The organism is Phyllobacterium sp. GQ127, assembly GCF_059758635.1.
In genome coordinates this window covers 32,418-58,829 of record NZ_JCAXDZ010000009.1, presented here as the reverse complement: position 1 = coordinate 58,829, position 26,412 = coordinate 32,418, and the positions used below count along the sequence as shown (strand labels likewise).

The window sequence follows — 26,412 nt, the reverse complement described above, 5'->3', positions numbered from 1 at the left end:
GGTGATCTCATTGAATCCATGCATTCCAGCGCTCCAGCATCCCGACCGCGTTTTGATTGATCCATTTGGCATCAGGAACGACAACGGAATCTTGGAGCTCTTCGGCACTGGGCATGGCGTTGCGCGCGCTCTGTGACATCATGGTGAGCGCGGTACTGGAAGGAGGCGTACATGAAAGTGCCTCACATACCTTCGCCTGTGCCTCCGGTGAATTGAGCCAATAAGCGATTAGCTTGAGGGCGTTATCGGGATGTGGGGCTTTTTTGATAAGGGCAATACGGTCAGCAACAAGAAAAGAGGCTTTGTACGACCATGCGATGGGTTGCCCTTCACTTTTCAATGCCTGCGCCCTGGTGAGCCAAATTTGTCCCATCGTATAGTCGCCGCTGCGGAAGCCCTGGACACTTTGGTCGCCGCTTTTCCACCATAATGATATTGCCGGGCGTATTTGCTCCAGCTTGTTGAGCGCACGATCTATATCAAGCGGGAAAAGCGATTTGCGAGGAACGCCGTCTGCAAGCAGGGCCGCGGCCATGACACGCCACGGATCGTCGAAATTCGGAAAGGAGCGGCCGCCAGGAAACTGGTCTGTGTTCCACATATCTGCCCAGCTTTCCGGAGCCCGTCCCGCGAATGTGTCGGTGCGGTACGCCAGCAATGTTGCATTTGACAAAAGCCGGGCACCGGCGGCCGTGCAAGCGTCTTCCGGCAGGTCGGCGCGGTCAGAAAATTGTTTGCAAAAGCTGCTTATGTCTTGCGCCGATTGACGATGCTGCTCTGAACTAGCCTGAATTTCTCCCTGCAGATAAAGATCCCAGGTGACATTGTCAGCCTGCACCATAGCCGCTGCCTTGGCGCGCATTTGCGCGTTGGACCCAGGTACGGTCACCACCTTGATTCCAGTCTGTTTCGTAAAGGGATCAAACCAGGCCTCTTTGAGTGCCCGTTCATAGGCTCCGCCTGTCGTTGCAATGACGACCTGATCGGCCGCGTCAGCACCACTTCCGGCTGCCAGCCACGAAATTCCGACCGCCCCTAACAGGATTTTCGGTCGAAACCAACACATGTTTGTACGCATTCGCATAACTTGATCCTTTTGCTTCCCACGGGCTGTTGTACTGATAAACAAGGCCTTATTCTCAGCGGCCCTTCGTCTTGTGAATGAGGGCCATTAGCAAGATCGAGATGGCCGTAAGGACAGTGGAGATGGCGGCTATGACAGGCGTCAGATTAAAATCGATATCCTCGAACATCTTGCTGCTGATGGTTTGGCCGCCCACGTCGGAGAGAAAAAAAGCCACAGTCGCCTCGTCGAAAGAGGCCAGAAATGCGAAAACAGCGCCGGTCGAAACGGCAGGCAAAATATTGGGCAGTACCACGTGATAAAAGCTCTGTGCCCGGTTGGCACCACAGCTGAGTGCCGCCAGTTCCAGCGAGACGTCAAAACGCTGCAACGACGCCGTTACGCTGATAAAGACGTAAGGTACAGCCAATACTGTATGCGCGACAAGGAACCCAATAAAATTACCTGTCAGGTGAAGCGGGGTGAAGACCAAAAAGAGTGCAACACCAAAGACGATATGGGGGATTATGAGAGGGCCGATGACGACTGCTTGGATTATCTGCTTGCCGGGCAGGGAGCCCCGTACCATTGCGATCGCCGCCAATGTTCCGGCGAGAGTCGCAGTCGCTGTGGTCGCCAGTGCGATTTTCAGGCTGAAGAAAGTTGCAGCCAGCCATGCGGGATCATCGAAATAGGCTTGGTACCAGCGCAGACTCAATCCGGAAGGGGGGAACTGAATGACCGATGAAGATCCGACCGAAATTCCGATGACGATCAAAGTAGGCACGATAAGAAACATCAGGATTAGACCGATTATTAGCCCAATGGCCAACCTCGCAAGGGTCCGTCGGCAGGTAGAGTGGCTTCGGCCCATGACAGCAATTGCGGCTTGAGTGGACAGGATCGCTTGTTCAGTTGACACTGTGAAATCCTTTGTTGGTTGCGAGCGCCCGCTTGAAGATAAGAACGAGAAGAAGCGTCAGCCCCAGGAGCATCGTTGCCAGAGCCGCTGCAAAGGGCCAGTCGAGAAGAACAGTGACCTGCTGCCCGATCAGCGTGGCAGCCATCAACGTACCGGGCCCTCCGACGAGTGCAGGTGTGACGTAAAAACCCAATGCCAGGATGAAGCACATCACACATCCGGCAAACACGCCTGGCAAGCTTAGCGGAAGCGTGACACGCATGAATGCTGCAATGGGGCCAGCGCCAAGATTACGTGCTGCCTGCGCATATTGGCGAGGGATTGAACGCAAGGCGGCAAAAATCGGCAGGATCATGAATGGCATGAGAACATGAGTCATGGCGAGGATCACGGCGCCCTCTGTATAGAGCATTTTAATCCCGGTTTCGGTGATGTCCGTTTGTCTGAAAATCGAGTTCAGGACGCCGTTACGCTGCAGAAGCACGATCCAGGCATAGGATCTTACGAGGACGGGAGACCACAGCGCGATCAGCACGCACATCGTCACGAGTGTCGCAAAGCGTCTCTTTGCACGGGCCATCATATAGGCAATTGGATAACCCAACAAAAGGCTCGCCACCATCACGACAAGGGCAATCTTGGCGGTACGCAGCAAGACGTCGAGATAAAGCGGTTCCTCCACCATGCGCCGGTAGTGTGAAAAGTCGAGAAGCGGGCTGAAGAGACTAAGCTTTACCAGATAGCCTATCGGATAGAGGAAGCCGATGAGCAGAAGAACAAGCAGCGGCGACAACAGCATCAATGTGACAAGCGGCGAATAGTGGCCAGCGGATCGTGGAACAAACCAGCTTTGTGGGCCGCTTTTACCAAGAGAACGAAGGTTGAAACGATCTGTCACAGTGGTCATGCCTCAATTACCGGGAATATCTGCATCGATCCCACATCGACACAAAGAGCGACGGCGTCCCCCGCTTGGACGGATGGGACCGGATCTGCTGCGCCCAACTGCACCTGAATGATGGGGTTTCCTCTGGAAACGCAGCGGACGAGAATCTTGCGAGACGCGCCGACAAAAATGCTTGCTTCGACATGGCCGGTGATGGCGTTCCGTGCTTGCTGCGGTTGAACAAAACTCAATGATTCTGGGCGTATAGCGATGCGGATCCACGCGCCCTTGCTCAATGTCGCGTGCGCTGTGAAATTGTGCAGTGGAACCTTGAGCGTCGATGTGTCTGAAAGACGTATCGTGCCAAAACCGTCGCTCCAGCCCAGAAATTCCGCATCAAGGAAATTCATCTTGCCTATAAAATCCGCAACGAAAGCCGTTCTTGGCCGCGTGTAGAGTTCAAGCGGCGTACCGACCTGCGCCAGTTTACCATCGGCCATGACCGCTATGCGGTCTGACATTGTCAGCGCCTCATCCTGATCGTGCGTCACGTAGACAACGGTTGCGCCGACTTTTTTCTGAAGTGTCTTGATTTCCAGCTGCATTGCCTCGCGCAGGCTTTTGTCGAGGGCGCCCAGCGGCTCGTCCATCAGAAGAACGGGCGGTTCGAAAACGAGGGCTCTGGCCAAGGCAACGCGCTGCTGCTGGCCTCCGGACAACTCGTTTGGATAACGCTGTTCCAAATTATCCAGTTGGACCAGGCGCAGGGTATTTTCCACGCGCGCCGATATCTCCCGTTTGGATACACGTCGCATGCGCAGGGCGAATCCGACATTTTGTGCGACAGTCATATGTGGAAACAGAGCATATTTCTGGAAGACCATTCCTATGTTGCGTCGGTTGGGCGCAAAACAAGTAACGTCTGCGCCACCGATTGTGATGGATCCGAAACTGGGCGTCTCGAAACCCGCAATCAACGTTAACAGCGTGGATTTGCCTGATCCCGACGGACCAAGGATGGAGAGGAACTCGCCGCTTTCGATGTGGCATGTCACATCAGCTACTGCCTGTGTCTGACCGTAATACTTTTGCAATTCCTTGAGCCCAAGCGCCCGTCCGATCATTGCTGTCTCCTCCACATAGGCTTATGCGCACTTGCCGTGACAAAGCGCGGCTGCACGGCCGCGATCTCAACGATCGACCGTTTTTCAATTTCCCCAGAGGACGAATGCTCCGGAAAGTGATATGACATTGTGATGTCACATTAGAAAACTATTGCATCATTTTTGTATTTTGATGCAACAAAATATTTACAATGTCAACGTGGGGAATGATCATGAACACACCGTCGGAAAATATGGCTCCCAGCATGCAACAGATTCGTCTAGGGGATATAGCCTACGACAAGCTGAAAGAGCGCCTGATCCGTGGCGCCTACCAGCCCGGGCACAAGCTGACGGTGCGCGCAGCAGCAGAGGCTCTTGGGGTTAGCTCCACACCCGCGCGCGATGCCATAAACCGTTTGACCATCGACGGCGCGCTCGTCTACACAGGGGCAAAAACGGTCATCGTGCCGCATCTGAATGCCCTCGCACTTGAAGAAATTACCTTGATACGGCTGGCTTTGGAGGGATTGGCAGCCGAGCGCGCGGCAATGCGAGCCACGGCAGACACCGTTTCGCAATTGGAGAAGATTCAGGTGATGATCGATGCTGCACTCGAGCAGCGGCGCTATACGGACGCGTTGTGGCACAACAAGGAATTTCACTTTCTTATCTATGGCCTGTCAGGCCTGCCTCGCCTGCTGGCGATGATCGAGCCACTCTGGCTTAGGATCGGCCCGTCCTTCAACGGTCTCTATCCAGAATTTGCGGAGGCAAAATACGGGGTGCACAACCATCGAGCTGCAATCGAAGCCGTGGCCGAAAACGATGGCCCGGGCTTACGTGCCGCTATCGAAAGCGACATCCGGGATGGTTTTCGCAGGCTGAAAAAGGCAGGAAAAGCCGCCGATATCATATAAAACAGCTTGTATGCGACATTTTTGTTGCATCATTTTTATTTCCATGCTTTTTGTTGCAACAAAATAGCAAGCCGCCAATGCGCGGATCATCGGGATGGACAATGATGGCAAATTTGGATGCATTGCCGCAAGAGTTGCACGAGAGTGCAGCCTCCATGCGGCTGTATGAGCGTGGACTCCACGTGTTTCCGGACGGGACGACCCGGGTGACGGTAGAGAGGCGACCCCATCCCTCTTATGTCAGACGCGGGGAGGGCGCCTATCTGATCAATGTCGACGACCGGCGTTTTCTGGATCTCAACAACAATTTTACCACCCTCATTCACGGCCACGGCTTCAGGCCGGTGGTCGAAGCGGTGACCGCAGCGCTTTGGGACGGCACCTGCTATGCCAATCCAACGGAAAGCGAAATCGCTCTTGGCGAACTTCTCGCAACCCGCATTCCGGCGGTGGAACATATTCGCTTTGTCAACAGCGGCACCGAAGCGGTCATGTTTGCTATCAAGGCCGCGCGCGCCTTTACCGGCAGAACGGCTATTGCTCGTGCGGAAGGAGCCTTTCACGGGGCGTATGACTGGGCGGAAGTAGGGCAAAGCAATAACAATTCCAACTGGGGGCCAGCCGGACACCCTTACCCGGTGCCAGCCTATCGCGGTGCTCCACCGTCAGTTCGTGACGACGTGATTGTTTACCCGTTTAACGATGCCGCCAACACCGAGAAACGCCTCAGTGAGTCCGCCGACAGACTTGCCTGTATCCTGGTTGACCTCATGCCCAGCAGGGCAGGTTTGCTCCATCCTGATCCCTCCTTTGTGGAAATGCTTGGCCGCGTCGCAAGAAAATACGATATTCTCATTATCGCTGACGAGGTGCTGAACCTCCGGCAGGGGTTTCACGGAGCCAGCGCACGTCATGGACTTGTCCCGGACCTTGTGGCGTTGGGAAAAATCATAGGGGGCGGCTTTCCGATCGGGGCGATCGGTGGACGCACGGAGGTGATGGAGGTCTTCAGCACACTGCGAGGAAAACCCGCCTTGCCACAGGGAGGGACCTTTTCAGCCAATCCGATTTCCATGATCGCCGGTTATGTCGCCATGCAGGCAATGACCCCGGCAAAGTTCGATGAGCTTGCTGCAATGGGCGAGTACATACGGCACGAGATGGCGGCGATAATCAGGCGTCAGGGTGCCTCATTCAGTATTACCGGTGACGCTTCGCTTTTTCGGATACATCCCCGACCCACAATCCCCACCGATTTCAGGCAGGCATATCTTGACGCCGATGGTGCCGCCATGATGACGCGCATGTCGGCATTTTTCCGCGAGCGGGGAATTTTACTACCCAATGGCGCAGCAGCGTGTTTGTCCACCGCGATGACCCAAGCCGACATTGACAAGATCATCGCCGCGCTCGGCGACTTTCTCGATGTCACCCCATGAACGAGCCAGGGAATGATGATGAATTCTATGTTACAGCACACAGTTGCCGGACGGATCGCGCTCGCGCTTCAACGTCACGGTGTCAGCCAAATATTTGCTCAAAGCCTGCCGTCCGCGGTGATTCTTGCGGCCGAGGCACTTGGCATTCGACAAATTGCCTATCGCCAGGAAAATATGGGCGGAGCCATGGCCGATGGTTATGCGCGCTGCTCAGGCAGGGTAGGCGTTGTAGCGGCTCAGAACGGGCCGGCCGCTACTTTGCTTGTGCCGCCGCTGGCAGAGGCGCTGAAAGCAAGTATTCCCATCGTCGCATTGGTTCAGGATGTGGAGCGTAACCAGGCCGATCGCAATGCGTTTCAGGAATTGGATCAATTGGGATTGTTCCAGACCTGCGCCAAATGGGTGCGCAAAGTGATCGTTGCCGAGCGAATAGACGATTATATCGACGCCGCGTTTACCGTTGCCGGGTCCGGACGTCCGGGACCAGCAGTGCTGCTTCTGCCCGCCGATCTTTTGCGCGAAAAGACGGTGGAACCTTCCTATTCCCGGACTATGACCCTGGGAACGTGGCCACTCGACCGTCCCTGCCCACAAGACGCGCAGATCAGTGAGGCAGCCGCGCTCATCGCGGCTGCTCGCTCACCTGTTATTGTCGCTGGAGGCGGTATTCATTGCAGTGGTGCGGCCAGCGTGCTTGCAGCACTGCAACAAGACTGTGCCATTCCTGTTTTGACCACCAACATGGGCAAGGGAGCGGTGGACGAATACCATCCTTTGTCGGCCGGTGTGCTGGGTGCACTCGTCGGTCCAGGTGCCTTGGGTAGGCACACTGCTTCGCTTGTCGCGGAAGCTGATGTGCTTGTATTGGTTGGTACACGAACCAATCAGAATGGCACTGATAATTGGCGTCAAATATCCAAAGGTACAAAGGTAATCCATATCGATATTGATCCTGTGGAAATCGGACGGACTTACGAAGCGCTGCGTCTTGTCGGCGACGTGTGTGAGACATTACGGCTGCTGCGAACGGAACTGCTCAACGGGGATTTAACCCTGCGCTCTGGCTCACGCCAAAGCGTTGCCGAACGTATTGCATCGTGCTGGGAACGGTTTGAAGCAGAAAACCATCAACACGCTTTCTCGAAGGCGTCTCCGATAAGACCGGAACGGGTAATGACCGAATTGCAGGCATTGCTCACACCGCAAACGATCGTGGTAGCCGATGCGAGCTATTCATCCATGTGGGTCGCGGGACAACTACGTGCCATGTCATCTGGTATGCGATTTGTCACACCGCGCGGTCTGGCGGGGCTCGGCTGGGGCCTGCCTCTGGCTCTGGGCGCCAAGGCCGCACGGCCGTCCGATCCGGTCGTGTGCATTGTGGGCGATGGAGGATTTGCCCACGCGTGGGCAGAGATTGAGACAATGGTACGCTTACATCTGCCTATAACGATCATCGTTCTCAACAATGGAATTCTCGGATTTCAGCGGGACGCGGAAACGGTCAAATTTGGCCAGTACACCAGTGCCTGTCATTTGGGTAACGTCGATCATAGCCTTATCGCGCGGGCCTGCGGCTGCAGGTCTGCCCGTATCAGCGACCCATCGGATCTTGCTCAGGCACTGAAGCAGGGATTACAGGGTCAGTATCCGCTTCTGCTTGAGATAATGACCGATCCTGATGCCTATCCGCCACTTTCCTTATTTGCAGGCAAGGACTAGGCACCATCATGAGCAAATGTCCTCCCGTCGCTGTCGTTACTGGCGGAACCTCCGGTATCGGTTTTGAAACAGCCCGCGCTCTGCTCAGCTCGGGGCACCGGGTCGCCGTTTTCAGTCAGAGCAAAGATCATGTCATTGCGGCTGAAACCGCGCTCGGCAGAGAATTCGGACCAGAGAACGTCTTTGCCGGCACCGCCGACATCGTGGAGCCCGAGATGATCCGCGCATTTTTTGCCGAGGTGACTGCCGCATGGACAGCACCCTCTGTTCTCGTTTGTAACGCGGGTATCTCACCAAAAGGGCCGAATGGCGCCGTGCCATTTACCGACATCGCGCTGGATGAATGGGATAAGGTCATCTCCACGAACCTGACAGGCGCGATGTTGTGCTGCCAGGCTGTGCTGCCCGGGATGGCCAAGAACCGGTTTGGCCGCATCGTTCTCGTGGGTTCTGTGGCTGCTCGCGGACGTCCAAAGATTGCCGGAGCAAGCTATGTTGCCTCAAAAGCAGCGCTGGCCGGCTTGGCGAGAGCCCTGATCGAGCCTTTTTCGATAAAAGGCATTACCATCAACATTGTGGCGCCCGGTCGAATAATGACTGACATGACAGGATCGGCTGTTAGTGCATCAAATCTGGCGGCCCTGGACCGGATTCCATTGCGGCGTTTTGGCAAGCCTGATGAGGTGGCCAGTCTTATCGCGTTTCTGGCTGGCAAAACGTCGGGATTTATAAATGGCGCAACGATTGATATCAACGGCGGCGAATTTGTTGCCCCATAAGGCGCCGTTAAGAAGGGATATGCCGTAGAACAGGGGCTTGGTCACGCTATTTCGATAAGAACAAGGCGAGGCCGGAAGAAAGGGAAAAAGTAATCGGTCCGCATTGCTATTGCGACTATTCGATGAAAGGCAAATCCCAAGATGAAACCGGCAGTTGTATTGTGTTCAGAGGATCCCGAGCTTTATATGCTCTTGCGACACATACTTGCGGCGGAGGGTTATCGATGCCTTCTAGTCGGTGCGCTGTCGGAAATTGCCGGCGTGTCAAACGGCGCTCGGTCGCACGCAATCATCCTCGATTGTTCGGCCGTAAACTTTGATGCCATCGAGCTTTGTCGACAGATCAAAACCGAGGATGCAACCAAAGCTATCCCGATCGCCGCGCTGATAGGTCCGGGCAAAGCGGATCAATTTGTGAAATTATTAAAAGCCGGAGTCAATGATGGGCTCGTTCGGCCGCTGGTTCCGGACAACCTTTTGCATTTTCTGCGCGGAGCTACGCCGGGAACCAAGGAAGCAGCAGGGCAGCCTTTGCCGCATACTCCGAATATTCTGAGCCAAGGCCCTCTTGCTATCAATCTTGACGCTCGTACCGTCACGTTGGATGGTCGCAGGCTCGACGTGTCGCCGATCGGGTTTCGGCTGCTTGGTCATTTGCTGCGATATCCAAATTGCGTCCACAGTCGTGAGGACCTTACCGATGTGCTGTGGGACCAAGCGAAAGAGCGTGTGGATCCCCGAAGGGTCGATGTCCACGTGAGCCGTTTGAGAAAATCTCTGGAAACGGACCGCTGCCCCTGTCCAATCAAAACTGTACGTTCTTGTGGTTATATTTTGGAATCAGCCATTCCCACCCAGGACATAACCGCCTTTTGAGCCGGACGAAGCCGATTAATGTCTGCGTCGCGGTTCATGGGGCAGCGTAAAACAGAATCTTTGTCTTTCCTTCCGATCGGGCTTCCGACATGCATTTGAATTTGCGGGCCTCCTGACAAAGGCCACCTTCGAATTATGAGAGATCTTTTTAGGCAGAGCTGCGGATTTTCACAGCAATGGTAGCAGACAACAGGACCGGTTCGGTTTGATCACCGGCAGAACAGGAATAGTATCCCGGAGAGAATACGTGTCTTTCCGAACATGTCTCCAAGACGGCCAGCTATCGACGGAACGATAACGTCGACGAGCAAGGGTATTGCTAGCAACTACGAAACGGCGGCTGACGCGCTTTTTATAATGTCCGACTTGCCGTGGACACGAAGCACGCCATGGTGCGGGCGTCCAATTCCTCCAGCAGGGCCTTGTGCAGGGGCACGCTTGCCCCGGATCGCTGCGATCTTCTCGGCGAGCTTGCCATCTCCGCAGCCCGGAATCGCCCTCTTGCCATCAACGCTTCCTCGACATCGCCGTCATCGGGACGCTCCATGTAGTCAGCCAGCTTCTCGTCGGCCTCCGGATGAACTTTGACAGTGACGCAGGTGAAGTTGCGGTTTTTGTTATTGATCGCCTTGATGCGCGTGCCATCGACCGCCCGCAACTCCTGCCCGCCCGAAAAGGTCGAACTGCGGCACAGGATAGCAAATTCGCGGACGAGCTTCCTGAAGGCCGAACAGTTCACCCGCCGAAAGGCCTCAATGTTGCGATGCGTCTTGGCCTCAGGCGGCGGCCAGAGTGCATCCGATTCACATAGTCGTATATGTGCATCCAGAGCAAACCGGCCGGATCAAAATCCGGCCGGTCGGGTCGTTCGCCGCTACTTGCGCGAAGCTAGCGGCGTTAAAATCGATGCCATCGACGAAAGCCTCGATGAAGCGGACCGGGTTGCCCAGTCCCACTCTATTGTTTAAACAGTATATAACTAACTGAAAATGCTTGTAAATTTATTTCAGCGACGAGAAAACTCCGACGCCGGGCCTGTCAAAATGCTACGTTTTGATTTCAAAGGGAAAATCAACGCAAAATTTTTTCTGTGGTTTCAGCAACCATCGGGGACAATCGACCCTCTCGACAGAATTTTCCGTCGAACTGTCATCTTGGCGTTGGCGATTAAAAGTACCCAGTCCCGACCAGCAGACCGCGCAGGATAAGCAGCTGAAAGAGGGTCACACTGCTGTTTTGCATGCCGAGCGGGTCGAGCCCGCCCCTTCTTAGCATAGTACGTCCATTCAGGGATATTCAGCGTATCTGCCACAATCTTCCCCCGCTTGCTCGTTTCAAGGAATTTCAACGCACGCGAAATGCGAGCCAACAATGGTCGGGACAAGCAATCCGCGGTCGAGCCGCGTATTGCGGGCTTCACACGATGTCTCCGGTATGAGCAAACACGCATGGCATGCAGCACCATGAAGGTGTCTGTCGTCATGGTCACCATCGGGAGAATGCTCAGCGCAGATTGGGTCGTTCGAGCATAACTCCAGTCGCTTCATTGCACGGGTCAGCAGCTCGCCAACACGGTGCGCCATACCGCTGAGCCCGCCAAGAGTTCCTTGACCACCGGCCGTAGACGTGTAGATCAGCAGTCCATATCGATCGGCTTGCCCGGCACCGCTGGAATAGACACGCTCTTTCAAGGATGAGAGCGGGTAGCCGCATTCCAATGAAAGCTCGGACATCAGCGCGTGGGAGAGTGAATGGAGAGCCCAGTACGCAATTCCTAGATGGGAAGGAGGTCGACCGAACCGTTCGGCGTCGAGCCTTTCCCCCTCCTTCAAGACCAGCGTCCGCTCGCCCACTGCAGCCTGATTGCGCCACAGGTTCAGAAAGTCAGGGTTCACGTGGAGAAAGATGCCCTCGCCGAACTGCTCTGTCGCCGGAAGCCATTCGACGTTCCGAGCAAGGTCAGCCCCGTCAACAGCGAGTTGGATTTCATCCAACTCGCTCTCCGCGGCCGTTGGGGGCGGCTCAAGGCGCGTGAATCCATATAGGCAGGTTACTTCTCGAAGCCGATGAACCTTGACGACCCCCGCCAGAAAATCCCGCCAAAGCTGATCCAGCTCTAGTTCGTCAATGGGCATGGTTTCGGCGAAGAGGTGCGACGCAGGACCGTCGTGTCCAATAAATCGAGCGCCAGACGCCAGGATGTCGAACTCGGCAATGCGAGGATTTGCAGATGCAGGAGCGTCCCCGGCTTCCTCATCGAGCGCCCTCAAAATGTCTGCGTCTGAAAACTCTGAAAATGCCTCCTTGGTGTGCGGCAAACTGCGAAGGACATCTATGAAGTTTGGCAACGCTCGAATCGAGTCGATGGTCGGTCGATGTTCCTGAACCGTTTGTCGAACGCGGCTATCCGAATTAGTCAGCGAAATGACCGTGACAGTCTGAGCGAAATAGGTGTTGGTGGCAGACCTTGGCAATAGGCGCAGATCAATGCCGCATTCTTCGTCGTGCAGCCTCTGCGGCTGGAGCCACGGACTTTCGGCGCGACAGGTGCCGAGGAACTTCGGCTTGTAGAGGTCCGCCATGGTCAGCATCGAACCGCAGGTGCAGCGGACAGAGATATCCGACGGATCAGAGCTAACGCCACGCTCAACCCAGTACATCGGTTTGCGACAAGCCTGATCGCCGTTGCGATGAACTAGATATCGCCAGCCAATGTCCTGGAGATGTCCTTTCGTGCAGGCGGCGACGAAGCGTATGGGATTCACCTCGCGGCGCTTTCCGCGATCGTCCTTGTAGGAAAGCTTCCCACCCTTGGTCACAGTCAGATGGTCAAACTCAACCATCCGTCGGCGCTTCTCGATGTTGGTCGCTGCCATATCGCCATCGCCATCAGAAGAGTTGCCATCCTCGTCTACGGTAAACCAGCTCGGGAAGAGCAGGACTTCGACGCCGGGTGCGCGGTCATCACGTCGCTCCTCGTCCTGTTCTGGCGGCTGGCGAAGGCCGAAGAACGTCGGGCTCAGCTTGTCGCCCAACTGATCGCGAAGAAGGGCAATGAGCCGATCCTCGGCAACGGTCTTCATGTTGGGGCCATAGCGCCATCCCTGTAGCCCCGACACGATCACGGCCTGATCCGGGAGGTCAAGCATAGCGCCTGGGCCATAGGTCAAAAGCAATTGGCTAAAGCTTTGTGTGATGTCTGCCATGATTCTTCCCGCTACTCGAACATGCGGCCGTCAGGCCTCCTGATCTTCAGTAGCGCTACCGGTTCGGTATCGCGCATTGATCGCGCCGCGATGAAGAAATTATTTCCGCGTAGACCCAAGCTGTCTTGAAGAAGCCGCTGGACTGGCTCAGCTTTCGCGTAGACGAAGCGATCCCCGTTCTCCGTCTGTCTGTCGGCAATCGATATCCACGCATCGCGCAGTTCATCGAGCCGAACTAGGCACCTGTCGACCAATTCTTGCTCGAGCTCTGCCACCGCCATCTTTTCTTCAACGATTTTGCGGACCTTGGCGTAGGCAGCTGGATTGTCCTTCAGCCGGTCAACGAAATCGTTCCGGCTCAGGTCAGGCTCCACATGGCGCGTGCCGGCCACCAGTGTTGCGGCAAGCGCACGGTCCAGAGCTCGCGGAGAGAATGGTGTGACGCTTGTCGCCTCCACCGCGCGATAGAAGGACATATGAAAGGCGCGGAACTGTTCGTAATGCGTCCGGTCTCGCGGCTTGTGGATGTTGAGGAGCGTGATGACCAGACCGGGCTTGGAGGCTTCGCGGCCGACGCGGGATGTCGCCTGAATGTATTCGGCAGCGGTCTTCGGCTGTCCCTGCACGACCATCAAACCGAGGCGGCCGATATCCAGACCCACAGAGATCATGTTGGTGGCCAGTGCGACATCGACCGCGTTCTTGTCCAAGACCGGATAGCCCAGCCGTGTGCGTGCCTCCGACACTTGGTCGGTGCTGTAACGCGATGTCAGCTCCTGCACTTCACGCAACGCCCGATCAGCAAAGGGCCGGCCGCTTGGCTGTTTGCGAACGCGACTGGTACCGTAGCTGGTGAGGTGCGTCCGCACTTCATCCTCGACGATACGCCGCGCGCCTCCGAGTTCTCGGAGAGCGTTGAAGTAACAGAGCGCAGTCAGATAGGGGTCGGCAGGATCATTGTCCTTGCCAGTCGAAAGCGCAGCGGCACCGGAGAGGATGGTCTGTAACGCGCGAAGATAGACCAGTTTCGGCCCGCGCCCCGGTGACGCGATCCCGGCATAGATGCGCGACGGGGTTTCCCGATCGACCGTGGCAAAGAAGGAGTCGTGGCGGCTAATGCCCGGAGGCGGGAAGATCGCGGTCTTCGAGCGACCGAAGAGGTTCTTGATCTGGGTTTCCGCACGGCGGACCGTGGCCGTGGACGCCACGATCTTCGGGCCACGACGCTCGCCATTGATCTGGCGCGAGGCCAGCAGATCGAATGCCGTCTCGTAGAGGCCAGCGATCGTGCCGAGCGGCCCGGAGATCAAATGCAATTCGTCCTGGATGATCAGGTCGATAGGCCTCAGTTCCCGCGACATGCGGGTCCCCTCGCTCTCACCGGCACCGTAGAACCCGGAATAATCCGAGCGTGCGACGTGACCGAAGAATGCGCCGGCACGCCCCTCCCAGGGAACGCTGGCAAACTTGTCGACGGTAGCGATCATGAAGGCCGGAAGACGACGATAAATCTCATCATCGACGACGACGATCGGCAGCCGGTCAGCACCAGAGAACTCGCAGTCCAGATTGTCGCAACGAATATCCAGGCGTTGCGGCTTCGTGAGGTTTGGGTGAATCTGGAAACTGTTCTTGTTGAAGCGCTCACCACACCAGGGGCAGTTCTTCATCGGGGCCGGTGCAGGCCCATTTCGGCTGCGGTGCTCCGCCAACCAGGCAACGGCTGTACTTGGGTTCTTGTTCTTTGCGTCGCCGAGCGCGTTGGGGGTCGCGCCACCGCCAACCCAGAGCCCGATCTCGATGGGCCAGGTGCCGAGCTCGGGATTGGCCTTTCGCTCCAATTCAAGCGCGCAGACAAGACCGGCCGCGCGTTGCAGTTGGTCGAGTGTCAGAAGCCGAAGCGTATAGCGCATCACGACCGACAGCCCCGCACCTTCAAGGCCGGGATTGGCCAGACGGCGACGGACGATGGCGAAGGCAGCGAGGCCCAGATAGGCTTCGGTCTTGCCGCCACCTGTTGGAAAGAACAGCAGATCGACAATCGGGCGGTCTTCGTGACCGGGGTCAGCCAAGCCGTCGAGGTTGAGAAGGATGAAGGCGAGCTGGAACAAGCGCCAGGTCGGTGCGTGTTGCGCAGTCAGCGGCTTCTTGTTGGCGGCTGCAGCCCGCTGGCGGTTCGCCCGCGCCATCACCTTGTTCATGATGCGGAAGGCTTCGCGGCTCGCCGGGTCATTCACCATACGATCGATGCCGCCTTCGATGCGGCGGCAGGCCCCGCGGATTTTCACCAGACAGTCGCGTGCGACGTCCTGACGGCGCGCTCCTGAGACGTTGGCAATTGACCCATCCTGCGCGACGGCCCATTTGGCATATTCCACTGGCAAGGCGGAAAGTGCGGCCTTTAGGCCGGAAACATTCCCCGCCGCCTTTTCCAGTTCTTCCATGCTCCGCTCCACCCCGGGAACGGGAATATCGGCATCGAGTTTTTCCACCTCTTGGGTCGGGATGGGATTGGTGAAGACGGTGACGATCTGACCACGCTCGTCAGGCGCACACCAGTCAGCGGAGGTGTTGTGACCCACTGCAAAGGAGCAGACATCGCGATAATGGAGGTCGGCAAGGCGTTCATCGAAATCCTGGGCATCGTAGGATGCACGGTCGTCGCGGGGAGCAAAGCCATCGACGGTATGCAGCTCGACGCGAGCCTGGAAGCAAAAAGCGATGTCGCCGAAGCGGCGATAAGTTTCCGGGCGGGCGTTCACCAGAAAGACAGAGACTGCCAGAACATCGTCTCGGATGCCATCGATGCCTGCCGTCTGGGCCGGCCGAATGGTAACCACCAGTTCAAGACCTCCGCCGGGCACCTGCGGAGCCGCGCTTTCCGGCACGACGATCTGCTGGGGTATACCCTCCTGAAGCGAGACCAGATCGATAGTCAGGCGTTCTTCGCGCGGAATCCTCCGCCAATCCAGCGAACTTTTTGGTGGCTCCTTCGGCTGCTCACCGGCCTGGACGGCTTTTTCTCTTTCGTCGGGCAGAAACACGGCCTTGTCGAGCGGCGGCTCGGTGACGTAGTCTCCCCAGGTGACGCGGGCTTGAAGCGTCTTCGCCGAGCGCGGCAGCAGCACCGTCAGTCCCAGTGAAGAGGGAATAAAGGAACGCATCGGCGGCCGCTCGCTCGCGCCGTCATCGACGGCGCTGCCGGAGCCAGGTGCGCCCTGTTCCATACCCTCGGCCGAGCGCAGCGCATCAAGCTGGGCTTCTGCCTTTTCGTCGTCGGCTGCGCCATTTCCGAGAATTTTCTCGGCACGACGTTCACGGCTGTCCTTGCGGCGGGGGGCGAGAAAGCCGGTCAGGTACCAAGTGGCGGGGCTGGTACCGGAAATGATCTCCCGGTCGAGATCAGGATCGAGGTCCGGATGCGCTCCGACCAGATCGCGGCGCAATAGGTCCATCAAGCGTTCACGAACTTCGACGGCGGTTGCCGGCTTGGGGAGGATGCTCAGCGCATCTTGCGACGATGTCGTGGGCGTATTGTTCGACATTACTTCCCCTCCAGTTGCGCAAGTTGCGTCAACGTCTGATCCAGCCACTTTTGTGTATAAGGGGTCCTGAGGACCAGCCTGGGCTTGAAGCCGACATCGCCGAGCAATCGCTCAAGCGACACCAGACGTTCCCGGAGGCCAAGGCGAATGCCGATCCGGAGACTGGCCTTGTCCGGGCCACACAACACCCAAGCGTCTTTGCAGCTGATCGCATGTGCCCAGAGCGCGCGTTCGCCAGCATCGAGGTAAGCGATTGACGGGTCTTTGGTCACCGCCTCGGCGCGGTCAACATCATGGACTGCATGAACAGCCGCGAGCGTTTTGGTCAGCACTTCACTGTCAATCTGCTCCTCGGGTCGACGCTGCTGGTAGCCGGTCTGCGTCTCGATGAAACAGTCGCCGACCGTCTCAACCGCGTAGCCGCCACAGAGCGCTTTCCACGCAGAAACACGCCAACACTCGATGATGACGTTGGTGTCAACGAGAACGCTACCATGGTGTCGTGCCATGCAGCCTCACAGCTCGTAAGGCGCTTCAACGCCATGGGATACGAACAGCTCGGCAAGATCGTCAATGGCGAGGCCGAGGATCGAGGCAATCCGGCGCATCGAGGTCTGGCCTTCATCCAAAGCGGTAGCAACGATCTGAACAAATGGCTTGGAGAAAAGTGGGGGCGCTTCCCGCTTATTGGGTTTCACCCGGCCATTGTTTCTCAGGACCTCGTCGGAAATTGCATCACTCTGCGCTCGACTCAGACGCCCCATGCCGACTAGCCTCCAACGGAGCGCCTGGGATGTCACCAGCAACTCATCTGCCACCTCATTGAGGTGGTCGACCAATTTTTCTTCGGTCAGACTTCCCCATTCTCCAAACCGATCCAGCACAGCTCCAGGCATCAGGACCGCCGATGCGAAATTGTCCGCCAGTTGCTCAACGCGACTGCGCTTCTTCGGCATGGCCTCCTCGATGTGTTCGGGCGGCATTTTCTCCCACGTCAGGATATGAAAGAGCTCGTGAGCGAGATCGAAATGGCGTCGCCCCGTGATCTCGTTGCGATTGATGAGCACGACGTCCAGTTCGGGCAGGCGACAGGCCGCGCCCGAAACACCCTCGATCGGGTCGACTATCAAGACCAAAATGCCTAGCTTTTCTGCCATGACATCAGCCAGCCGGCGCGCAGGCACTTCTCCAAGGTCGCATTCAGCGGCGAAACGTTCGCCAGCAGCACTCGCATCATCAAAGCTCGACTGCTTCGAGAGACTGAGCGCTGGCCGCATGAGTGGAGGCTTGTGGCCGGTCTGGCGGGCAAGGGTACGGAATGCAGCGATCAAACGACCCGCCGACTCTTCATAACCGCGCAGCCGGTTGCCATCGACGCCCGTCTGTCGCCAGGAGAACCGACCTTCGCCAGCCAGTAGAAAGGGATCAGTGAAATAATCGATCGACACGCCGAAGACCTGGGCGGCACGCAACAGTTCATCCGCGGCGACCTTGCGATCGCCCGTTTCGATAGCCGACAAAGTTTGGCGGTCCTTGAAACCGAATTGCTCGGCCAGGTCTTCCTGCGACAGTCTACGCTGTTCGCGGAGCGATTTGATGCGTGCGCCGATGGTCGTGGTCATGAGATACTCCTAGTCTCATATAGTCTTGCAAAATTATGATTGCAAGATTTTCTTGCGAAATCGATTCCGCATTCCGCCACTTTTTCAGCTTCAAGCACGCGCGTTGCAACGTCTTCATTGTAATATGTTGGCGCTGCAGCAAGGGCCATGCAAAATCGATCCGCGAGCAACGACCCGATGCGTCTCATGTCCGCTTCGTAAAAATGGAGATCGAGTTTTCGATTGGAGTTCTGCGTTTCATTGAATTGAACGCGAAAACCGCTCAGCCAAGTTGGGTCGCCGCGATTGCCTGTCTTGTGGAGCGGTCGGATCGTACGGCCGTCTCCATGTCCAAACGCGTCGCGTAACCACTTGACGAAGTTCTCGACTGGCATGTCCTTGAAGTCGCCATTGATCGGATTTGCCGCAATTTCTTCATGCTCGACTACCACGATAAATCGAGGCTCTTGGAGCGGCAAAGACCATGGCTGCGAGGTGATGACTTCGTTCCCGAGGAGCTGCCGAAATTTGTGGGCGGCCTGATCAGCGGCATCAGCGAAGTTCACGTTGCCCACGTTGTTCCCCGCGACCCAGCCTCGGTTCTTCGTCCATAACAACACCGCACTGAAAAGCGCAAAGGTTTGGGTCACGTTGAACTTTGTCGACGGCGGTTCGTCCAACATTGCTTTTAGCCGGTTGATGACGGCCCATTCGACGTGACTATTCATTATCCCGCCCATCTAAAGCACCCCCCCTTCAGAACCGTCCTCGTCCTCATCGATCCGTGCTGAGCCTTTCGGTGCTACACCCTGCCGAACCTCTTCCGTACGCCGCTCGGCATTAAGCGCCAGAAGGCGGGCGAGCACCCGATCGCGACCTTCGGCATTCCAGAAGTATCGGCCCTGATAGGTGTGATCGTCCTCCGTTTCCTCAGACAAGAATTCGGGACGCAGTACATCGGCAAGGTCGTGCCAGTCATAGGCACGAAGGACAGCACAATCTATCTCATTATGAAGTTCGCGTAGCCGTTCGATCGCTTCACCCCGCTCGTCCACCTTGTGGAACCGATTGTAAGTTTTGGTCATACCCTCTTCCGCAGCCACCATCAGCGCGGCACGGTAGTCATGATACGCGGCTCCGGACTCCTCTAGGGAGTTATCCCTCTCATACGCGATCGGGAACGGGAAGGTCTCGAAGCAGTCAGATGGGGTGTAGCGTAGATCGTCCTTCATCGATGATGAGAAGAACCGCGCCCAAACTTCGTGCACACGTGACTGTAAGACCGCAAAGGGAGCGAAATCGGCATAACCGAAGATAGCAAGGGTGTGCGCGAAGACACATCCAGTTGGCATGCGTCCAAACGCCAAGTGAGGCGCTGCGCCACAATTTGTTGCCAAGACAAACGGCAAACCTTCAATTGCGCGATAGAGGCCAGGCCGCTTTTCTGCATATTGCCACCAACGAATTCGCAGAGCATCACGTGTCTGTTCGTCGCGACCTGGCTTTACCCGCTTGCGTACAATGTCGACAAGCGCATGCCAGTCTCCTGCTACCGGTCCGGGGTAATCCAGCGGAACTCGCCCTTCTCGCAGACCAAGTCTGATTCGCTCTTCGCTCCAAGTGGACCACGACTTAAATTCACCGATACGCTCGAGAGGAAAATCGAAGAAGTCAATGGCATAGCGATGATGAGCATGTGTCGGTGAGTTGTTAACTTCTTCGCCGCCAATGAACGGTTTGATGCGTTCTTGGTTTCGAGGGTCAATTGCAATGAGACGCTCCATGTCAGCAAGCGATTCTCCCTCACCCTTTGCTGCAGCCGTGTCATCGAATGTAAAGCCCATGCCAAGCAAAAATGAACCGATAAATGCTTTACGGGCATTTGAGATCAGTTGCGCTGGCGCACCGTCAAAGTCGCCGGCTACCAGATAGGCAGAGATACGGTCAACTTGGCGGCCATCCAGAATTGGTAATCGCGCGTGCGGGCCTTTCAATACATGCACGATTGAAACAACAACTGCCGCGCCCTCATTCGGCCACTGATACCGTTTGATTGCTCGTAGGATACTGCCGCCCTGCCGAAGAAGCGTTGCCAAACCCGTTGTTCGCGTGTCCCCTTGACCAATTGTGTTGGTCGCGATGAGGCCAAAGGCACCCCCTTCTCGCAAAAGATCAAAAGAGCGACGGAAGAAATGGGCAACGAGGTCCGCATTGCCGTGCGCGCCTTCATGCAGTTGTTGCAGCCATGGTAGGTAACGCGGGCCAGACGCAGCAGATATCGTGTTTTTACCTGCAAACGGTGGATTACCCACCATTGCATCAAACCCCGAATTGTCGCGCCCGAAAACCTCTGGAAACTCAATCCCCCAATGAAACGGTCGCCACCCCTGTTTGGCCCGGAAGGCATTCGCTTTTGCCTCCAACAGGTCCCAGCGCGGTTGAAGATGGCCGCCAATCCAGCTTTCGACCTTGGTCCGCTCCATCTCACGTGCCTTCGCCTTATCAGCCGCGAAGAAGGCCGCTATGACGGCGTCGCCGACAATGCGTGCAGGCTCCACCTCGGTCTCGACTCGGCGGAACCGGGATTCCTGCACAGCACGGGTTACATCATCCGGCGCATTACGAATGGCCTCGCGCCCCTCCTGGGCGCGATCTACCGCCTCCTTGATCATGCTGCGGAACAGCGGCAGGCCGAGTTTCGAGGCATCCCAATGGACGGCTTCGATCTCGTGACGCGTCAAGCCTACTAGGCTGTCGCCGCTCTTAATGGCGTGGTCGAGGAAGGTGAATTCGTGATCCCGCGCCAGGGTCGCCAGCCACAGGGATAGACGCGCCAAGTCTACTGCCATTGGGTTGCGGTCAACGCCATAGAGGCATTTCTGGGCGACCAAACGCCGCGCATGCAACGCCTCGTCTTCATCCGGCGGAATGGTTGGTTTCTCCGCACCATACATGTTCCAGGCCTGTTCCAGCCGCGCGCCGAGCTGGCGGCAGGCTTCCACAAGGAATGCGCCAGAACCGCAGGCAGGATCGCAGATCTTGAGCGACAGCACAGCCTCGGGCGAGGCCTTTGCGCCGATCCGCTCAAAGGCCGGCTCCAAAGCATGGCGGACGATTGGCTCGGTCAGCGAACGCGGCGTGTAGTGCGAGCCTGACCGGCGACGTTCTTCGGTCGGCTGAAGGTAGGGCGCGCCGAGACTGATGGCCGAGCCATCCGGCATGGCGCGAAGATCGATCAGGCCACCAAAAGCGTCGAGCAGCGCCGGGACATCGGCTGCCTCTTTCACTCCCTTCGCCTGTTTCGGTGACAGCTTGATCGCGCGATCCTTCAGCCATTTCTGCCGGTCTCCCGGCTTTTGGGCAAGAAGCGTATGGAGGCCGATGAAGGTCGGCAGCTTCTTCTCGTCGCGAAGCGCTATCATCTGCTCGTCAGCCCGCAGAGCGGTGAAGCCCATCACCGTTTCGTAGACCGAGCCGATGCTTTCGACATCGAGGGAGCGGTAGGACAGGCGTTCGCGGATTTTTTCGCCCGACAGGCTTCGGGCTTCTACCGTCATCAGCCCATGTAGAATGCGCAGGATACAGCCGTCCGAGATGGGTAGAACCTTGGCGTCGTCCTTCGTGCTGCCCTTATCGCGCCCTTCGAGAAATGGGAAGATTTCCGGATCGAACAGCTTACCGCCTCGGCGGGCGACCCAATCGCCATGGCCTTCATGGATGATGCGGAAGACGGCGAGAAGCTGGCCCCAGCCACCACGACGCTCATCCATCGTATCCGGATTGAGCGCTTCGTCGGTGAGGAGTTTGGCGTACAGCGTCTTGATCGAATAGGCACCCTCCCAGAGCATTCTCAACTGAGGATCGGGGGACGACGGCAAGAGGTCGCGATCTTCCGCGTAAAGCAGGAAAACGAGCCTCATCAGGCAGGTAAGCAGGCCCTCGTAGAGATGATGCGACTGCGTTTCCGCCAGCCCTTCTATGCGTTCGGGATCAGCCTGGTGAATACCGCGCAGCAGTTCGTGTAGCGCGCCTAGCACTTGGCCCGACAGCTTTTCCGAAACTTCGTTCTGGGCTTCCCGGGACTGTTTGAGAACCGGACGAAGCCGCTTGTCCAGTGCGCCGGTGAACAGCGCGTTCCGGCCAAGGCAAAGTTTGAGACCGGCCAGCATGGACCGTCCTTCCACCCGCCCAAGTGCGGCCAGCGGCCAGGATATCCAGCCTGCCGTTTCCCCGTGTGGCGCATAGACAAGACGCAGAGTACCTTTCGCGACGAGCAGACCGACGCCGACGCCGGTTTCGCGCAGCAGGCGTTCCAGTCGCTGGTGCGGGCTTGCTTCCCATTCGCTATCGCCGAACTGGCCACGACCATCGGCATCCAGATTCGGATGTATTGAGACCAGCATCAGCGCAGGCACGCCCTCTTCCATTACGTCGTTCCATAGAACGACCATGTCCGGTGCGAGCAGGGTTTCATGTTCGGGAACCACCCGTGTCAGATCGGCTGCGACGACGGGCCCCGCTGGACTGCCGGCGACCAGTTTGGCGGGCCAGCCGAGCACCGTCTCAAGGAAGCCCCAGGTGTTGCGCATCACGAAGAACTTGTCGTCTTCTCGCCTGGTCTCGGGAGACAGCTCCAGCGCCTCGGCAACCGCCTCGGTATCCAGCGGCGTCTGTCGGATCGGTGTCAGGCCCTTGTCCCGAAGGACATTGGGCCCAACGACTAGACCTTCGGGCTGAAGGTAATTCAGCCATTCTGTGGTTTCGTCTGCGGGTGCGTAAAAATTCATGGGACTGCTCAATTCGTCACGGGCCAGAGGTAGACGATGCCGAGCGGCTCCAACTTCCGCGCCTTCACCTCATACCCGTCTTTGACTTTCTGGGGTTCGTTATCGAGGTCATCCTGCAGACGAAGCAGCTTTTGATCCCAAGTGCGGCGATCGGCTTCCATCTGCCGCATTTCCTTCTCGGACTGTTGACGTTGCTCTTCCGTCGAGAAATCGAAGGCGAATTGGTCGATGGGCTTCTTCTCTCGCATCGCTTCTCGCACCTTCTGAATCTGTCGCGTGAGCAGATCGGCCATGGCTTCCCCCTCACGGCGACCGTTTTCAGCAAGCTCTGTCAGGGCCGTCTTTTCCGACGCCTCGGCTTTGGTCTCGAGGTATGGGCGAAGATCACGGATGTCGAGTTCCACCGTTTTCTCCAGTCGATCAACGACGCTCTGGATCGGCGTGCGCCCTGTGCGCAAGGCATCATCCAACTGGGCGATGGTCGTCATTTCGCCCGCTTCTGCGAAAGGCGACAGAGGGGCCTCATCTCGACGAACATCGCGCCAGGCAGCAGTGATCGGGATGATTTCCTCATGCAGCCGGCGCGCACCGGGACCGAACAGCGACAGCCGGCCGATCAAAACGACACGCGGTTGCGCGCCAGGACCAATTATGGCGGTGACCCTGCCAATATTGGAACGGAAGCCCTGCGACGAGAACCGAGATATCAGCCGCTTGACCAGCCGGTGCTCCAGATGGAGTTGCACAACGTCCTGGGGCTCCGGCTGCCCCTCCTTGACGTAGGGAGGTTCAAAGACGAGACCACGAACCGGTGTCTTCTGTCTCCACCTCTCCCGCTCATAGGGACGTGCGGGGCGACCCGGGCGCAGTTCGTCGAACAGTGTTGCCCAACTGCGATCCTTCGCGAATGCAGGATGTTGCGGGTCAAGCGCCAGAGCCTCCGGCACGCTGAAGTGGCCCGGAGAGAGCGAAGCTTGGTCATCCTTCAAGGCGATCTCGACCACCTGCCGGATTTCGGCTCCGTCTACACCAACCCGCTTACGTGCCTGCTCGAGCAGCCGCTGAAGTCGGTCCTGCTCTTCCTTCAACCGCGCCAGACGTTTTTCCTGTTCGTCGCCGAGTTCCTTTTCCGTAGTCGAGACCTTGGAGGAGTTCTCGGCTTCGATCTCGGCGGAGATGCGCAGCGCCTCACCACGACGGATACCATCTCGTGACAGGCGCTTCTCAATTGTCTGCCGCAGCACCTCACCCGAGGCCCCGAGTTCCTTTCGGATGACCTCAGTCTTGCGCACCAGAGCATCGAGAACCCGGTCCTCTTCACGCTGGGTGTAGAAGAAATAACTGCAGTTGACGGTCTTCGAGGGCTGAAGCTTTCGGTCAATTCGCCCGTTTCGCTGTTCAAGGCGCGAGGGGTTCCAAGGCAGGTCGACATGGATCAGATCCTGGCATCGCGCCTGAAGGTTCAGGCCTTCACGTGCCGCGTCCGTACAAACCAGAATGCGCACGGGCTCCTGACCAAAAGGCGCATTGAAGGCAATCTTGATGCGATCCCGCTCCTCAAGGTTGGTCTGGCCGGTGAAGACAAGGATACGACCGTCGAGGTCAATCTTGTTGCGGCTTCGCTTGAGAAGGCCTTCCTTCAATCGATCGACGAGCCAGCGGCGCGTATCGTCCCATTCCGTGAAGAGGATAAGACGACGATCCCGCCATTGATGCGTGTCGTCCAGCATCTCAACTTCGGCCCAATCCAGGATTGCCTCTATGCGGCCGTCAGGACCGTCCTTCGCGGCACTGGAAATTGCCAGCATGTGGTCGACGTGCGCAATCGCGGCATCAATATCCCCGAGCTCTGAGCATGCTTCGACTGTCGCCATATCGATGAGATCGTTGTCTTCAGCCAGATCAATGACCTCGTCTCCAGCGACAACGGCTTCCTCGCGCTTGCGATTGAGCGTCTTGCGATGGGTCCTCAATGTTCTGTCGAATGCAGCAATCGAGGAGAACAGACGTTGCTGGAGATTCGCAAACAGGAAACGCGCCCGCGAACCGCCGCTGGATGACGATCGGTATTCGTCCAGCATCGCCGCTAGCGTGAGTTCGGGGGCGTTGGCAGGCAAGTTCTCAATTTTGATCGGCTTGACGATGCGCTCTGGGAAAGGCTGTCCCAAAAGTCGAAGGTCCTCTTTCAGTCGGCGAACCATGACCGGTTCGAGTTCCTTCGCATCGACGTCAATGCCTCTGGTGAAGCGTTGCGGGTCAAGGATTTCCAGAAGCGTCGCGAAAGAGTTCGAATGGCCATTATGCGGCGTCGCCGACAGAAAAAGGCGATGTTCGAAGCGACCAGCGATCTGTCGTACGGCGCGGGTCATCTGGCTTTCGGTTGCCCAAACGGTACCAGAGGAAGGTGCCGCGTGGTGGGCTTCATCGAGAATCAGCAGCGACCTCGCACGAAACTCGCCCAGCAGATCACGAAGCCCCGACATGTAGGTCTCATCTGACAACACGCTGTGAGAAACCAGGAACCGTGAACCTACACTCCAAGGATTGGCGGAGAAGCCTCGCGTGCGACGCGTCTCCAGCAAATACTCGCGGTCTACGATCGTGAAATCCAAACCGAATTTCTGCGACAGCTCGTCCTGCCATTGAAGCAACATCGACGCGGGGGCTGCAACGACAACGATTTCGACCCTTCGTCTGAGAAGAAGTTCTCTAACGATCAACCCCGCCTCAACCGTTTTACCTAGACCGACATCGTCAGCGATAAGCAGGTTCACTCGGGGCAAGTCTAAGGCTTTGGCCAAAGGAAGCAATTGATAAGCATCGAGGCGGATACCCGCCCGAAACGGGGCTTGAAACAACTTGCGATCGGCCGCTGACGCGGTACGCCATTCAGTAGCCCTCAGAAACGCACCGAGGCGCTCCGGTCCCTCAAACTTGGTCTGAAACAGCGCTGACCAATCATTGGGATCAATAACCTGTTGATCGACTTCTGACCCGAGGGTAACCCGGAGAGCTTCACCCTGCGCATCGTCCTCGACGGATATGAGATCGAGGAAAGGTATTGTTCCAAGCCTACCACTCTGTTCAACGACCCAGCTCTTCGAACGGATTCGCACAAACGTTCCGGGCAATAAATTGTTGTGAGGGTCAGTGATGGTTTTGATGTTGTTCAAGTCTAACTCTCGATCTTATCTACCGATGAGACATGCAATTCTCAGACGGTTCACACCTTTTAGCGGAACATTCCATAAATGGCTTGCGATAACTTAAACGTGTCGCTGATTCTTGGCGCAACCCCAAGGGACATTGTGATCGTGTTTTGATCGCCGTTTTTTCGATTCCCGCGCAAACTTTGTGATCTCGCCCCAGGCCAGCCCACCGCCGCGCCAAAGCTGAAGGTCTGACTTGAGGTCGAGCGCCCAGTCGCGTGCGTCGCCGTAGCCCGCGAGTGTCTCGACCCGTAGCTGACGCAGCCGGCTGTGTTCCGGATTGACCGGCTTCTCCGGTTGAACGACATCGATCCCCTCCACGGATTTTGATGGGTCATCACCGTTCTCGATCTC

18 protein-coding genes are annotated in these 26,412 nt (G+C 57.1%); 5 read left to right on the top strand and 13 right to left on the bottom strand.

Annotation, left to right across the window (positions count from 1 at the left end):
• Positions 1-7: 7 nt before the first annotated feature.
• The 4 genes from AC6CHM_RS22665 to AC6CHM_RS22650 all read right to left on the bottom strand — a co-directional run bounded on the left by AC6CHM_RS22665 (position 8) and on the right by AC6CHM_RS22650 (position 3,995).
• Positions 8-1,066 (bottom strand): ABC transporter substrate-binding protein, encoded by a 1,059-nt coding sequence (locus AC6CHM_RS22665; protein ID WP_498175332.1) that lies wholly within the window; start codon positions 1,064-1,066, stop codon positions 8-10.
• Between the two features lie 73 nt (positions 1,067-1,139).
• Positions 1,140-1,985: an ABC transporter permease gene (locus AC6CHM_RS22660; protein WP_498175153.1), complete on the bottom strand. Its 846-nt coding sequence runs from the start codon at positions 1,983-1,985 to the stop codon at positions 1,140-1,142.
• Positions 1,975-2,892 carry an ABC transporter permease gene (locus tag AC6CHM_RS22655; RefSeq protein WP_498175151.1) on the bottom strand — a complete coding sequence of 306 codons (918 nt, stop codon included), beginning with the start codon at positions 2,890-2,892 and terminating at the stop codon, positions 1,975-1,977. The genes AC6CHM_RS22660 and AC6CHM_RS22655 overlap by 11 nt, the downstream gene beginning before the upstream one ends.
• Positions 2,889-3,995: an ABC transporter ATP-binding protein gene (locus tag AC6CHM_RS22650; RefSeq protein WP_498175149.1), complete on the bottom strand. Its 1,107-nt coding sequence runs from the start codon at positions 3,993-3,995 to the stop codon at positions 2,889-2,891. The genes AC6CHM_RS22655 and AC6CHM_RS22650 overlap by 4 nt, the downstream gene beginning before the upstream one ends.
• A gap of 212 nt (positions 3,996-4,207) precedes the next feature.
• On the opposite strand from AC6CHM_RS22650, the gene AC6CHM_RS22645 reads away from it, so the two are divergent.
• The 5 genes from AC6CHM_RS22645 (at position 4,208) to AC6CHM_RS22625 (ending at position 9,710) form a co-directional block, all read left to right on the top strand.
• On the top strand, positions 4,208-4,894 hold the full coding sequence (locus AC6CHM_RS22645) for a GntR family transcriptional regulator (RefSeq protein ID WP_498175147.1): 687 nt from the start codon (positions 4,208-4,210) through the stop codon (positions 4,892-4,894).
• Positions 4,895-4,998: 104 nt separating this feature from the next.
• Positions 4,999-6,333 (top strand): aspartate aminotransferase family protein, encoded by a 1,335-nt coding sequence (locus AC6CHM_RS22640; protein ID WP_498175330.1) that lies wholly within the window; start codon positions 4,999-5,001, stop codon positions 6,331-6,333.
• Positions 6,334-6,351: 18 nt separating this feature from the next.
• Positions 6,352-8,055 carry an acetolactate synthase catalytic subunit gene (locus AC6CHM_RS22635; RefSeq protein WP_498175328.1) on the top strand — a complete coding sequence of 568 codons (1,704 nt, stop codon included), beginning with the start codon at positions 6,352-6,354 and terminating at the stop codon, positions 8,053-8,055.
• An 8-nt stretch (positions 8,056-8,063) separates the two neighbouring features.
• The gene (gene fabG / locus AC6CHM_RS22630) at positions 8,064-8,834 is read left to right on the top strand and encodes a 3-oxoacyl-ACP reductase FabG (protein ID WP_498175145.1); all 771 of its coding nucleotides are present in this window, start codon (positions 8,064-8,066) and stop codon (positions 8,832-8,834) included.
• 141 nt (positions 8,835-8,975) lie between these two features.
• A complete protein-coding gene (locus AC6CHM_RS22625) occupies positions 8,976-9,710 on the top strand; it encodes a response regulator transcription factor (protein WP_498175143.1) in 735 nt (244 codons plus the stop codon).
• Between the two features lie 352 nt (positions 9,711-10,062).
• On the opposite strand, the gene AC6CHM_RS22620 is transcribed toward AC6CHM_RS22625, so the two are convergent.
• The 9 genes from AC6CHM_RS22620 to AC6CHM_RS22580 form a co-directional block, all read right to left on the bottom strand.
• On the bottom strand, positions 10,063-10,449 hold the full coding sequence (locus AC6CHM_RS22620; protein ID WP_498175141.1) for a hypothetical protein: 387 nt from the start codon (positions 10,447-10,449) through the stop codon (positions 10,063-10,065).
• Between the two features lie 595 nt (positions 10,450-11,044).
• Positions 11,045-12,916 carry a DrmB family protein gene (drmB, locus tag AC6CHM_RS22615; protein WP_498175139.1) on the bottom strand — a complete coding sequence of 624 codons (1,872 nt, stop codon included), beginning with the start codon at positions 12,914-12,916 and terminating at the stop codon, positions 11,045-11,047.
• An 11-nt stretch (positions 12,917-12,927) separates the two neighbouring features.
• Entirely contained in the window at positions 12,928-16,461 is a 3,534-nt protein-coding gene (gene drmA, locus AC6CHM_RS22610; RefSeq protein WP_498175137.1) for a DISARM system helicase DrmA, read from the bottom strand.
• Positions 16,461-16,970, bottom strand: a complete 510-nt coding sequence (locus AC6CHM_RS22605; protein WP_498175135.1) for a hypothetical protein — start codon at positions 16,968-16,970, stop codon at positions 16,461-16,463. The genes drmA and AC6CHM_RS22605 overlap by 1 nt, the downstream gene beginning before the upstream one ends.
• A 6-nt stretch (positions 16,971-16,976) precedes the next feature.
• Positions 16,977-18,083 (bottom strand): helix-turn-helix domain-containing protein, encoded by a 1,107-nt coding sequence (locus AC6CHM_RS22600; RefSeq protein ID WP_498175133.1) that lies wholly within the window; start codon positions 18,081-18,083, stop codon positions 16,977-16,979.
• Positions 18,080-18,790 carry a hypothetical protein gene (locus AC6CHM_RS22595; RefSeq protein ID WP_498175131.1) on the bottom strand — a complete coding sequence of 237 codons (711 nt, stop codon included), beginning with the start codon at positions 18,788-18,790 and terminating at the stop codon, positions 18,080-18,082. The genes AC6CHM_RS22600 and AC6CHM_RS22595 overlap by 4 nt, the downstream gene beginning before the upstream one ends.
• A 12-nt stretch (positions 18,791-18,802) precedes the next feature.
• Positions 18,803-22,849 (bottom strand): Eco57I restriction-modification methylase domain-containing protein, encoded by a 4,047-nt coding sequence (locus AC6CHM_RS22590; RefSeq protein WP_498175129.1) that lies wholly within the window; start codon positions 22,847-22,849, stop codon positions 18,803-18,805.
• Positions 22,850-22,857: 8 nt separating this feature from the next.
• Positions 22,858-26,022: a DISARM system SNF2-like helicase DrmD gene (drmD, locus tag AC6CHM_RS22585; protein ID WP_498175127.1), complete on the bottom strand. Its 3,165-nt coding sequence runs from the start codon at positions 26,020-26,022 to the stop codon at positions 22,858-22,860.
• Between the two features lie 93 nt (positions 26,023-26,115).
• Positions 26,116-26,379 (bottom strand): hypothetical protein, encoded by a 264-nt coding sequence (locus AC6CHM_RS22580; protein WP_498175125.1) that lies wholly within the window; start codon positions 26,377-26,379, stop codon positions 26,116-26,118.
• Positions 26,380-26,412 lie beyond the last annotated feature (33 nt).